The organism is Burkholderia sp. Se-20378, assembly GCF_017104665.1.
Classification (GTDB): Bacteria; Pseudomonadota; Gammaproteobacteria; order Burkholderiales; family Burkholderiaceae; genus Burkholderia; species Burkholderia lata.
Genome location: NZ_JAAGPG010000250.1, coordinates 1 through 11,968 on the forward strand (window position 1 = coordinate 1; position 11,968 = coordinate 11,968).

Genomic DNA, 11,968 nt, shown 5'->3' on the forward strand with positions numbered 1-11,968 from the left:
TGGCACGCGGCCCGATTTCGAATGCGCGGGGGCGTGCACGGTGTCGCCGTCGCGGTTGCGATACGTGTCGTGTCGGTCGAGATCGGCTTCGTTACTGTAGCCGGGCGGTGCGCGGTACGCGTGTGCCGGAAGGGGCAGCGCGGCGCACGCAACGAAGCATGCGGCGGACAGCGTCGCGATGCGCGTCGCGCGGCGGAGCAGGGCAGGCATGGTCTCTCTCGGTCTGTTGTTATCGGTGCCGGGCCGCATGTTAGCCGATCGGCAGAGGAACCGTGCCGCGCCGGGGGCGTGGCGCTACGACGCGCCGGACATCGATGCCGCGCCGTCGGCCAGTGCGGCGTCGAGGATCCATCGGCGGAATGCCGCGACCTTGGGCCGTTCCGCGTGATGCGGCGGATAGACGAGGTAGTACGCGAAATCGTCGAGCCACGCGACCTCGGCGAGCTGCACGAGCCGGCCGCTTGCCAGTTCGCCGCGCACCATCGCGGCCGGCAGCAGCCCGGCGCCCTGGCCGGCGACGATCGCCTGCAGCAACAAGCCCGAATCGTCGAACGCGGCGCCGCGCGGCGGGCCGAAATCGTCGATCCGCTGCGCGCCGAACCAGATGTGCCAGCCCTTGCGTTCGGCGTCGTGCAGTTGCGGCCAGCCGACGAGATCGGCGGGCGTCGCCGGCATGCCGAGCCGTGCGACGAGGTCGGGCGACGCGAGCGCGACGATCTCCACCGTCAGCAGGCGCTCGCTGCACAGCCCGATGTAGCGCCCGAGGCCGTGACGGATCGCGACATCGACGCCGTCGCGCGAGAAATCCGCGAGTGCGTGGCTCGTGACGACCTGCAGGTCGACGTCCGGGCAGGCCTCCCGGAACTGCGCGAGGCGCGGAACGAGCCACGCGGATGCGAAGAACGGCGTGACGCTCACCGTCAGCACGCCGCTGTCGGCAGCGCCCGACACGCGCTGCGACGCATCGGCGATCTGCCTGAATGCGTTGCGCACCGGCGGCAGGTAGTCGCGGCCGGCGGCCGTGAGCAGGATGCCGCGGTTGACGCGCTCGAACAACTGCACGCCGAGATGCGTCTCGAGCGTGCGGATCATCTGGCTTACCGCGCCGGGCGTGACCGACAGCTCCTCGGCGGCCGCCTTCACCGACAGGTGACGGGCGGCCGCTTCGAAGGCGCGCAGCGCGTTAAGAGGCGGCAAGCGGGAACGATTCATTCAGTTTTTCTAAATCGAAAGTCCGTCGAAATATCGTTTGAGACGATGTGTACGCACGAGTACCGTTGACACACCGGATCGCACGCTTCGCGACTGCCTGTCGGCGGCCGATGCGATCAACATAGTTCATCTATATCCATGAGGCAATCCGGACGCTGCCTGTCGGCCGGTGAAACCTGAGAGGAGCATCGTCATGAACCGCCCGGGCGCATCGCGCCTTTTCTACGGCTGGTACGTGGTTGCGGCCGCGTTTGCCGTCACGTTCGTCGGTTTCGGCAGCGCATACACGTTCAGCGCGTTCGTCGAGTCGCTGCAGCGGGATTTCGCCGCATCGCGCGGGCAGATCTCGCTCGTGTTCTCGCTTGCCGGTTTTCTGTATTTCGGTTTCGGCATCATCAGCGGGCCGCTGGCCGACCGCTTCGGCTCGCGGCGGCTTGCCGTCGCCGGGATGCTGCTGACGGGCATCGGGCTCGCGGCTGCCGGCGCCGCGCATACGCTGGTGCAGGTCTATGTCGCGTACGGGCTCGGTGTCGGCCTCGGCGTCGGCTGCGCGTACGTGCCGGCCGTCGGCGCCGTGCAGCGCTGGTTCGTGCGCCGACGCGGCTTCGCGTCCGGGCTCGCGGTCGCCGGGATCGGTGTCGGTACGCTGGTGATGCCGCCCCTTGCGTCCACGCTGATCGCGCACGCCGGCTGGCGCGTCGCGTATTTCACGCTGGCGGTGATCGCGGTCGTGATCGGCGCTGGGATGGCGTTGCTGATCGAGAACGATCCGCGCGGGCGGGGGCTGCTGCCGGATGGAGAGGAGGCCGCGCATGAGCCCGTCGAAGGCGACGGCGCGAAAGTCACCGGGCACGATGCGGGGGCGTCGGTGTCCGGCGCAGCGGCGGGCCGCAAGCCGGTCGCCGCTTCGGCGCCTGCCGGCGCGACGGTGCGCGAAGCCGTCACGTCGCGCCCGTTCGCAAGCCTCTACGCGGCATGCCTCATCTGCTCGTTCGGCGTGTTCGTCCCGTTCGTTCATCTCGTGCCGTACGCACTCGATCATGGCGTCTCGTCATCGACGGCCGTGCTGCTGCTCGGCGCGATCGGCGTCGGCAGCACGGCCGGCCGCTTCTTCCTCGGCGGCCTCGCCGATCGCTTCGGCCGCCGCACATCGCTGCTCGCGATGTTCGCGGGCATGGCCGTCGCGCTCGTTGCGTGGGCCGGCGCCGGCACCGTCGCGACGCTTGCGGCGTTCGCACTCGTGTTCGGCGTGTTCTACGGCGGCTGGGTCGCGGTGCTGCCGGCGGTCGTGATGGACTATTTCGGCGGCCGCAACGTGAGCGGGATCATCGGCGTGCTTTATACGAGCGTCGCATTCGGCACGCTGATCGGGCCCACCGCGGCCGGCTTCATCTACGACGCGGGCGGCGGCTATCTCGTGCCGATCCTGGCCAGCGCCGCCGCCAATGCGATCGCCTTCGCGATCGTCGCGACGACAGGGCGTGCGTCGACGGCCGCACGTGCGGCGCGCGGATAGGCGCGTTTCGGCCGGTGCGCCGTCGCGAATTCCGGTAGGGTGGCCGGATCGTGAAACGAAGGCATCCAGCCGGGAGGCCCCATGACATTCGACGAAGTCCGGCAGATCGCACTGGCGTGGCGCGGCGTCGAGGAAGGTACGTCGTACGGCACGCCCGCACTCAGGGTGAAGGGCAAGATGCTCGCGCGGCTGCGCGAGGACGGCGACACGCTCGTCGTGAACGGCGTTGACCCCGACGAGCGTGCGTGGCTGATCGAATCGGAACCCGACGTGTATTACGTGACGGATCACTACGTCGGCTGGCCGATCGTGCTGGTGCGGCTGTCGGCGGCCCATCCGGACGCCGTGAAAAACCTGCTTCTGCGAGAATGGCAGGCCGTCGTTCCTGCCAAATGGCGCGACGAGATGGTGCGCGGCACGCGCTGACGCGCCCGTTGCAGTCTGGCTGACCCGGCCTCGTCGGATGCTTTCGGCGCGCTCGCGAATCACCGGAAACGGGTACAAGCGTTGCATCGATCGACGTCGATGCAACAAGTGGTTCCATCGAAATTCTTCAATTGGTTCTTAGTGACGAACCGTTTGATGCTTACACTCCTTCGCTTCGAAGGCAGCTGACGAAAGCCGACGGAAAGGGCGCACGCGATGCGCCGGCGCCCTGCGCGCCGCATCGCACCCGCAGCTTCGCAGACTGCGTCGCGCACCGTTCCGGAACGGCCCCCGATCCGGCTGAGCGCCTGCATCCCGTGCACGCGCCGCATCCGGCCCGGCCCAAGAACCACAATTCCCCGTGCTGCCTTCACGCGATACCCGGCCATACCGGAACCGTTTTTTGGAGAGAGACAGATGAGTGGAAGCAACACAGGCCTCGGTACGGGCCTGAAGCAGCGGCACGTGACGATGATGTCGATTGCCGGCGTGATCGGCGCGGGCCTGTTCGTCGGCTCCGGCCACGCCATCGCCGAAGCCGGCCCGGCGGCGATCCTTGCGTATGCGATCGCGGGCGTGCTGGTCGTGCTGGTGATGCGCATGCTCGGCGAAATGGCCGTTGCGCATCCGGACAGCGGTTCGTTCTCCACCTATGCCGATCGCGCGATCGGCCATTGGGCCGGTTTCTCGATCGGCTGGCTGTACTGGTGGTTCTGGGTGCTCGTGATTCCGATCGAGGCGACCGCCGCCGCGACCATCCTCAATGCATGGTTCCCTTCCGTCGCGACCTGGATCTTCGCGCTCGGCATCACGCTGGTGCTGACGGTAACCAACCTGTTCTCGGTCAAGAACTACGGCGAATTCGAATTCTGGTTCGCGCTGATCAAGGTCGTCGCGATCGTCGTGTTCCTGTGCATCGGCGGCGCGGCGATCGTCGGCATCATTCCCGCCCCCGCCGTGTCGGGCGTGTCGAACCTGTTCGTGCACGACGGTTTCATGCCGCACGGTGCGAGTGCGGTGCTCGCTGCGATGCTGACGACGATGTTCTCGTTCCTCGGCACCGAGATCGTGACGATCGCGGCCGCCGAATCGGACAACCCGCAACGCCAGATCGTGCGTGCGACGAATTCGGTGATCTGGCGCATCACGCTGTTCTATCTCGGCTCGATTCTCGTCGTCGCGGCCATCGTGCCGTGGAACGATCCGCTGCTGCCGACGCACGGCTCGTATCAGCGCGCGATGGAGCTGATCGGCGTCCCGAACGCGAAGGCGATCATCGACGTGATCGTGCTCGTGTCGGTCGCGAGTTGCCTGAATTCGGCGCTGTACACCGCGTCGCGGATGCTGTTCTCGCTGTCCAAGCGCAAGGATGCACCCGCGTTCCTGCACCGCACCGATTCCACCGGCACGCCGCGCGCGGCCGTGCTCGCATCGACCGCGTTCGGTTTCGTGACCGTGATCGCGAACTACCTGATGCCGGAGCAGGTGTTCGGCTTCCTGCTGGCGACGTCGGGCGCGATCGCGCTGCTCGTGTATCTCGTGATCGCGATTTCGCAACTGCGGATGCGCAAGACGCTGGAATCGACCGGCGCGGACCTGACGCTGCGGATGTGGTTGTTCCCGTGGCTCACGTGGTTGGTGATCCTGTTCATCTGCGGCACGCTGACCGTGATGCTCGTCAGTGAGGATCACCGGATGGAAGTGGGGGCGACGGCCGTGTTGGCGTTGATCGTGCTGCTGGCGTCGTGGCTGAACAAGCGTGGTCGTGATGCGCAGGCGAGTGAAGGGCGGCGCGTGTCGGCGACGTGATGGAGTGACGTGATGGCGGGCGGAAAGCCCGCGTCATGAAAAATGGCCCGATCGGCATTTGCCGGTCGGGCCATTTTTTTCGTGCCGGAGCACGCGTTGCGCGATGCCATGCGTAGCGCACGGCATCGGCCGATGCAGCTGTCAGACGTTGAACAGGAAGTTCATCACGTCGCCGTCGTGCACGACATATTCCTTCCCTTCCGCGCGCATCTTCCCGGCTTCCTTCGCGCCTTGCTCGCCCTTGTACGTGACGTAGTCGTCGAACGAGATCGTCTGCGCACGGATGAAGCCGCGCTCGAAGTCGGTGTGGATCACGCCGGCCGCCTGCGGTGCCGTGTCGCCGATATGGATCGTCCACGCGCGCACTTCCTTCACGCCCGCGGTGAAGTAGGTCTGCAGGCCGAGCAGCTTGAAGCCAGCACGGATCACGCGGTCGAGGCCCGGCTCTTCCATGCCCATGTCGGCGAGGAACGCTTCCTTGTCCGCATCGTCGAGATCGGCGATTTCCGCCTCGATCGCCGCACACACGGCCACGACCGGCGCATTCTCGCTTTCCGCGTACTTGCGGACCACGTCGAGGTGCGGGTTGTTCTCGAAACCGTCGTCCTTCACGTTGGCGACGTACATCGCCGGCTTCGCGGTGATCAGGCAGAACGGCTTGAGCAGTGCTTCTTCGTCATCCGACAGCGCGAGGCCGCGCACGGCCTTGCCCTGGTCGAGCTGCGCGCGCACCTTCTCGAGCACCGCGACGAGCTTCGCCGCTTCCTTGTCGTTGCCCGACTTCGCAGCCTTCGAATAGCGCGTGAGCGCCTTCTCGACGGTGCCGAGGTCGGCGAGCGCGAGTTCGGTGTTGATCACTTCGATGTCGTCGATCGGGCTGACCTTGCCGGCGACGTGAATGACGTTCTCGTCCTCGAAGCAGCGCACGACGTGCGTGATTGCGTCGGTTTCGCGGATGTTCGCGAGGAACTGGTTACCGAGGCCTTCACCCTTGCTCGCGCCCGCGACGAGGCCCGCGATGTCGACGAATTCGACGATGGCCGGCACGACACGTTCCGGCTTGACGATCTCGGAGAGCGCCTTCAGGCGCGTATCGGGCACTTCGACGATGCCGACGTTCGGCTCGATCGTGCAGAACGGGTAGTTCTCGGCGGCGATGCCGGCCTTGGTCAGCGCATTGAACAGGGTGGACTTGCCGACGTTGGGCAAGCCGACGATGCCGCATTTGAGACTCATGGAATCCTTCGGACGGGTAAGGCGGCGCGGCCGGACAGGGCACGGCGGCGCGGGAAAAAAGGGCGGCCGGCGCTTGGGAGGCGGCGGGCCGACGGTCAAAGACGCTATTGTACCGTGCCGACGCCCCGGATTCCGGGCGGGCGCCGAACGGCCGATGCGGCGGGCCGCCGCGCTGCCGCATCGGCCTGCGATTCTGCTGATTTCCCGCAAAGTCCGGCCGCGTAAGGGTTTGGCCCCGCGGCTATAATGCCCGCCATGACTGCCCACCACACCTTCGACGTCGCCGTGGTCGGCGGCGGGCTCGTCGGCAAGACGGCCGCGCTCGCGCTGACCCAGTCCGGCTACAAGACAGCCTTGCTCGCCCAGCCGGCCACGCCGCGCCCCGCCGATCTCGCATTCGACACGCGCGTCTACGCACTGTCCTCCAGTTCGCAGGCCTTGCTCGAGCGGCTGCGGGTCTGGCAGGCGCTCGATCACAGCCGGCTCGCACCGGTCTACGACATGCGCGTGTACGGCGATGCGCACGCGGAACTGCATTTCTCCGCGTACCAGGCTTCCGTGCCGCAGCTCGCGTGGATCGCCGAATCGTCGCTGGTCGAGGCGTCGCTCGACGCCGCGCTGCGGTTCCAGCCGAATCTCACGTGGTTCGATGCGCGCGCTCAGGGCTTCGACGTGCGCGACGACGCGGCCGTGCTCACGCTGTCGTCGGGGCAGGTGCTCGAAGCGGATCTCGTCGTCGGCGCGGACGGCGCGCATTCGTGGGTGCGCTCGCAAATGGGGGCCAAAGTCGAGCGGCGCGATTACCGGCAAACCGGCGTCGTCGCGAACTTCAAGGCGTCGCTGCCGCACCGTGAGACGGCCTACCAGTGGTTCCACGAAGGCGAGATCGTCGCGCTGCTGCCGCTGCCGGACGGCCATGTGTCGCTCGTCTGGTCCGCGCACACCGCGCATGCGGACGAATTGCTCGCACTCGACTCGGCGCAGCTTGCGGCCGAGGTCGAGCGCCTGTCGCATGGCCAGGTCGGCACGCTCGACTGCGTGACGCCGGCTGCCGGCTTCCCGCTGGCGCTGCAGACGGTCGACAAGCTGATCGCGCCGCGCGTCGCGCTCGTCGGCGATGCCGCGCACCTGATCCACCCGCTCGCGGGGCAGGGGATGAACCTCGGGCTGCGCGACGTCGCGGCGCTCGCCGATGCGATCGCGGGGAAGGAGAGCTTCCGCAACCTCGGCGATACGGTGCTGCTGCGCCGCTACGAGCGTTCGCGCCGCGAGGACATCCGCGCGCTGATGGTCGCGACCGACGGGCTGCAGCGGCTGTTCGCGGTGCCGGGCTCGCTCGCGAAGGCCGTGCGCAACGCGGGTATGGCCTTCGTCGGCGCGCAGCCGCTCGTGAAGCGCTGGCTCGTGTCGGCCGCGCTCGGCTGATCGAACCTTCGGCCGCTTCGCCGGTCGGACACGGTTCCGTTACGGCGTACACTGTGCCGTGCACACCGATTGAGCTGAAGGAAGATTTCGATGAAAAAAACGATCCGCATCGCGTCGCTGGCGCTGGCCGTCACGATGGCGACGCTTGGCTGCACCGCGCAGGCCGACCAGACCACCGACAAGCTGAAAGCGACGCTGCAGGCCCGCCTCGGCAGCGACGCGCCGATCAAGAGCGTGTCGAAAGCGCCGGTCGCCGGCCTTTACGAAGTGAACCTCGGCTCGCAGATCATCTATAGCGATGCGGCTGGCGATTACGTGCTGCTCGGCGATCTCGTCGACACCAAGACGCACAAGAACCTGACCGACGCGCGCCTGTCCGAAATCAACAAGATCGACTTCGCGAGCCTGCCGTTCGCGAATGCGATCAAGGTCGTCAAGGGCAACGGCGCCCGCAAGATCGCGGTGTTCTCCGATCCGAACTGCCCGTACTGCAAGAAGCTCGAGACGACGCTGCAGTCGGTCGACAACGTGACCGTCTACACGTTCCTGTACCCGGTGCTGTCGCCGGATTCGACCGCGAAGTCGAAGGCGATCTGGTGTGCGACCGACCGCGCGAAAACGTGGCAGGGCTGGATGCTCGACCATCGCGCACCGTCCGGCGCCGGTACCTGCGATACCACCGCGCTCGACAAGAACCTCGCGCTCGGCCGCGGGATGAATGTCACGGGCACGCCGACGATCTTCCTGCCGGACGGCCGCCGCCTGCCGGGCGCCGTGTCGGCCGACCAGCTCAACCAGGCGCTCGCCTCGAGCAAGTAACCGACCACACGCCGGGCCGCATGGCCTGGCCAGCGAGGGGCGCCCGCATCTGCCGGCGCCTCTCTTCGTTTCCGCCGCCGTATTCGACCGACCGATTGCCACGATGACCCAGCCGATCCGCTATTCGATTGTCCCGAAAGATCTTGCCGCGCACCTGTTCGAAGTGTCGGTGACGGTCACCGATCCCGATCCCGAAGGCCAGCGTTTTTCGCTGCCGGTGTGGATTCCGGGCAGCTACCTCGTGCGCGAGTTCGCGCGCAACATCGTGACGCTCGGCGCATTCAACGACGCGGGCCGCAAGGTGCGGATCGCGAAGACCGACAAGCACACGTGGCAGGCTGCACCCGTGAACGGCGCGCTGACGCTGCGCTACGACGTGTATGCATGGGATCTGTCGGTGCGCTCCGCGTATCTCGACGAAGCGGGCGGCTTCTTCAACGCGACGGCCGTGTTCCTGAGCGTCGCCGGACGCGAGGACGCGCCGTGTGAAGTCGACATCGCGAAGCCGGCCGGCGCGGCGTTCCGCGCGTGGCGCGTCGGTACGTCGCTGCCCGAGGGACGCGGCACCAAGCGCTACGGGTTCGGTGCATATCGCGCATCGAACTACGACGAGCTCTCCGACCATCCGGTGACGATCGGCGAATTCGCGCTCGCGACGTTCGACGCGCACGGCGTGCCGCATGACATCGTGATCGCGGGGCGCGTGACGCAGCTCGACATGGAGCGCCTGCGTACCGACCTGAAGCGCGTGTGCGAAGCGCAGATCGCGCTGTTCGAGCCGAAATCGAAGAAAGCGCCGATGGACCGCTACGTGTTCATGACGCTGGCGGTCAGCGACGGCTACGGCGGCCTCGAGCATCGCGCGTCGACCGCGCTGATCTGCAACCGCACCGACCTGCCGGTGAAGGGGCGGCCCGAAACGACGGAAGGCTATCGCACGTATCTCGGTCTCTGCAGCCACGAGTACTTCCATACGTGGAACGTGAAGCGCATCAAGCCGGCGGCGTTCGTGCCGTACGACCTGTCGAAGGAAAACTACACGTCGCTGCTGTGGCTGTTCGAAGGCTTCACGTCGTATTACGACGACCTGATGCTGGTGCGCAGCGGGCTGATGTCGCAGGACGAATATTTCGCGGCGCTTGGCCGCACGGTCGGCGGCGTGCTGCGCGGCACGGGGCGCCTGAAGCAGAGCGTCGCGGAAAGCTCGTTCGACGCGTGGATCAAGTACTACCGCCAGGACGAGAACGCGACCAACGCGATCGTCAGCTACTACACGAAGGGTTCGCTCGTCGCGCTCGCCTTCGATCTCGCGATCCGCGCGCAGACGCGCAACAAGAAGTCGCTCGACGACGTGATGCGTCTGCTGTGGCAGCGCTACGGCCGCGATTTCTACCGCGGCAAGCAGGCGGGCGTCGAGGAAAACGAAGTCGAGGCGCTGATCGAAGCGGCGACGGGCGTCGCGCTCGGCCGCCTGTTCGCCGATGCCGTGCACGGCACGCGTGATCTGCCGCTCGCCGAGCTGCTCGAACCGTTCGGCGTGACGCTCGCGCCCGATGTCGCGAACGGCGCGACTGCGAAACCGACGATCGGCGCGCGCCTGCGCGGCGGCGCGGACTGCACGTTCGCGGCCGTCTACGAAGGCGGCGCCGCGCATCGCGCGGGGCTGTCGGCTGGCGACACGCTGATCGCAGTCGACGGGCTGCGCGTCACGGGCACCAACCTCGACGCACTGCTCGCGCGCTACCGGCCGGGTGACAAGGTCGAGGTTCACGCGTTCCGGCGCGACGAGCTGCGCACCGCGAAACTGAAGCTCGACGGCCCGGAAGTCACGCGCTACCGGCTGACGGCGGCGGCGAAGCCGGCTGCGGTCTCGAAGGCCCGGGAGGCCTGGCTGAAGGGTTGAACGATCTGAAGCGGGTATCGGGGCGCGATCGAGGATTGTTCTGCTGCTGCAACAATCCGTCGCCTTGAACCCGCTTTTTCGCGGACATGCGGCCACGCACAATGGCGTCACTCGCGCTACCAAAGCGCAACCCTACTGGAGCCTGACATGACGACCATTCTGCAAATCAATTCCGCTGCACGTTCGCAAGGTGCGCAATCCACGCTGCTGGCCAACGAACTGACGGCAAAGCTGCAACAATCGAACCCCGGCGCGAAGGTCGTGGTTCGCGACTTGCTGGCCGATGCACTGCCGCACCTCGACGAATCGGTGCTCGGCGCGTTCTTCACGCCGGCCGACAAGCGCACCGCGGAACAGAATGCGATCGTCGCGAAGAGCGATGCACTGATCGCCGAGCTGCAAGCAGCCGACGTCATCGTGATCGGCGCACCGATGTACAACTTCGGCATCTCGTCGCAACTGAAGACGTACTTCGACTGGATCGCACGTGCAGGCGTCACGTTTCGCTATACCGAGAACGGTCCGGAAGGCCTGATCAAGGGCAAGAAGGTTCACGTGGTGACGGCCCGAGGCGGCAAGTACGCCGGTACGCCGAATGACAGCCAGACCCCGTACCTGCGTACGTTCCTCGGCTTCGTCGGCATGACCGACGTGAACTTCATCTTCGCGGAAGGCCTGAACCTCGGCCCGGATGCGCAAAGCGCCGCGCTGGCTGGCGCACGCGAAGCGATCGCCGCCGCGTAAGGTCGATGCGGGTGCGCCGCCCCGCAGCAACGTCCGATAAAAAACGCCGCGTCCCGAAAGGGGCGCGGCGTTTTTGCATGCCGGTTGGCGTGGCCGAAAAAATCGGCGGCGCGGCCGTTATGCGAGCGTTTCCGCCACTTCCGGCAGGCGCCAGTCGATCGGTTCGCGGCCTGCCTCGACCAGATAGTCGTTCGCGAGCGCGAAATGGCGGCAGCCGAGGAAGCCGCGGTGCGCGGACAGCGGCGACGGATGCGGCGCCTCGAGCACGCAGTGTGCGCTTGCGTCGAACAGCGCGCGCTTCGCCTGCGCATGTGCGCCCCACAGCATGAAGACGAGCCCGCGATGGCGACCGGCGAGTTCGCGGATCAGCGTGTCCGTGCACTGCTCCCAGCCGCGCTTCGCATGGCTCGCGGCGGCACCGCGCTCGACCGTCAGCACCGTGTTGAGCAGCAGCACGCCCTGACGCGCCCAGGTGTCGAGGCAGCCGTGGCGCGGCGTGTCATGACCGAAGTTCGCGGCGATTTCCTTGAAGATGTTGCGCAGCGACGGCGGGGTGCGCACGGCCGGCGGCACCGAGAACGCGAGCCCGTGCGCCTGCGGCGTGCCGCGATCGTCGCCGTGGTACGGATCCTGGCCGAGGATCACGACTTTGACGTCGTCCGGGCTCGTCAGGCGCAGCGCGCGGAACACGTCGGTCGGGTAGACCATCTTGCCGGCCGCACGCGCGTCATCGACGAAGCGGCACAGCGGCGCGTACGCGTCGCTGTCGGTAAAGGGCTTCAGCACGTCGCGCCAGACGGTCGGCAGCGCGTCGAATTGCGCGGCGAGGTGCGGGACGTTGGCGGCCGCGGGCTGCGGCGCCGTCGGGGCCGCAGCCG

The 11,968-nt window shown here is 67.1% G+C and carries 11 protein-coding genes; 7 read left to right on the top strand and 4 right to left on the bottom strand.

Annotated features, from left to right (window positions below):
* Together G3N93_RS23370 and gcvA are read right to left on the bottom strand one after the other, a co-directional pair.
* A partial coding sequence (locus G3N93_RS23370; RefSeq protein ID WP_206134060.1) for a DUF3761 domain-containing protein occupies window positions 1-210 on the bottom strand: 210 nt, incomplete at its 3' end.
* Window positions 211-294: 84 nt separating this feature from the next.
* Window positions 295-1,212: a transcriptional regulator GcvA gene (gcvA, locus tag G3N93_RS23375; protein ID WP_174942298.1), complete on the bottom strand. Its 918-nt coding sequence runs from the start codon at window positions 1,210-1,212 to the stop codon at window positions 295-297.
* A 193-nt stretch (window positions 1,213-1,405) separates the two neighbouring features.
* Here gcvA and G3N93_RS23380 point away from each other — a divergent pair, with 193 nt between their 5' ends.
* The 3 genes from G3N93_RS23380 to gabP all read left to right on the top strand — a co-directional run bounded on the left by G3N93_RS23380 (window position 1,406) and on the right by gabP (window position 4,963).
* On the top strand, window positions 1,406-2,728 hold the full coding sequence (locus G3N93_RS23380) for an MFS transporter (RefSeq protein WP_206134061.1): 1,323 nt from the start codon (window positions 1,406-1,408) through the stop codon (window positions 2,726-2,728).
* Between the two features lie 81 nt (window positions 2,729-2,809).
* A complete protein-coding gene (locus G3N93_RS23385) occupies window positions 2,810-3,154 on the top strand; it encodes an MmcQ/YjbR family DNA-binding protein (RefSeq protein WP_206134062.1) in 345 nt (114 codons plus the stop codon).
* A gap of 417 nt (window positions 3,155-3,571) precedes the next feature.
* On the top strand, window positions 3,572-4,963 hold the full coding sequence (gene gabP / locus G3N93_RS23390) for a GABA permease (protein WP_206134063.1): 1,392 nt from the start codon (window positions 3,572-3,574) through the stop codon (window positions 4,961-4,963).
* 141 nt (window positions 4,964-5,104) lie between these two features.
* Here the strand turns inward: gabP and ychF are convergent, their stop codons facing one another.
* Window positions 5,105-6,199, bottom strand: a complete 1,095-nt coding sequence (ychF, locus tag G3N93_RS23395) for a redox-regulated ATPase YchF (protein WP_174939696.1) — start codon at window positions 6,197-6,199, stop codon at window positions 5,105-5,107.
* Window positions 6,200-6,445: 246 nt separating this feature from the next.
* Here ychF and G3N93_RS23400 point away from each other — a divergent pair, with 246 nt between their 5' ends.
* From G3N93_RS23400 to G3N93_RS23415, 4 genes are all read left to right on the top strand, one after another.
* Window positions 6,446-7,624, top strand: coding sequence for a UbiH/UbiF family hydroxylase (locus G3N93_RS23400; protein ID WP_174939694.1), 1,179 nt, complete (start codon window positions 6,446-6,448; stop codon window positions 7,622-7,624).
* Between the two features lie 90 nt (window positions 7,625-7,714).
* The gene (locus G3N93_RS23405; RefSeq protein WP_089424391.1) at window positions 7,715-8,443 is read left to right on the top strand and encodes a DsbC family protein; all 729 of its coding nucleotides are present in this window, start codon (window positions 7,715-7,717) and stop codon (window positions 8,441-8,443) included.
* 103 nt (window positions 8,444-8,546) lie between these two features.
* A complete protein-coding gene (locus tag G3N93_RS23410) occupies window positions 8,547-10,346 on the top strand; it encodes a M61 family metallopeptidase (RefSeq protein ID WP_206134064.1) in 1,800 nt (599 codons plus the stop codon).
* A 147-nt stretch (window positions 10,347-10,493) separates the two neighbouring features.
* Window positions 10,494-11,090: an FMN-dependent NADH-azoreductase gene (locus tag G3N93_RS23415; protein WP_011350811.1), complete on the top strand. Its 597-nt coding sequence runs from the start codon at window positions 10,494-10,496 to the stop codon at window positions 11,088-11,090.
* 117 nt (window positions 11,091-11,207) lie between these two features.
* On the opposite strand, the gene G3N93_RS23420 is transcribed toward G3N93_RS23415, so the two are convergent.
* On the bottom strand, window positions 11,208-11,968 hold a 761-nt coding region (locus G3N93_RS23420), incomplete at its 5' end, for a uracil-DNA glycosylase (RefSeq protein ID WP_206134065.1).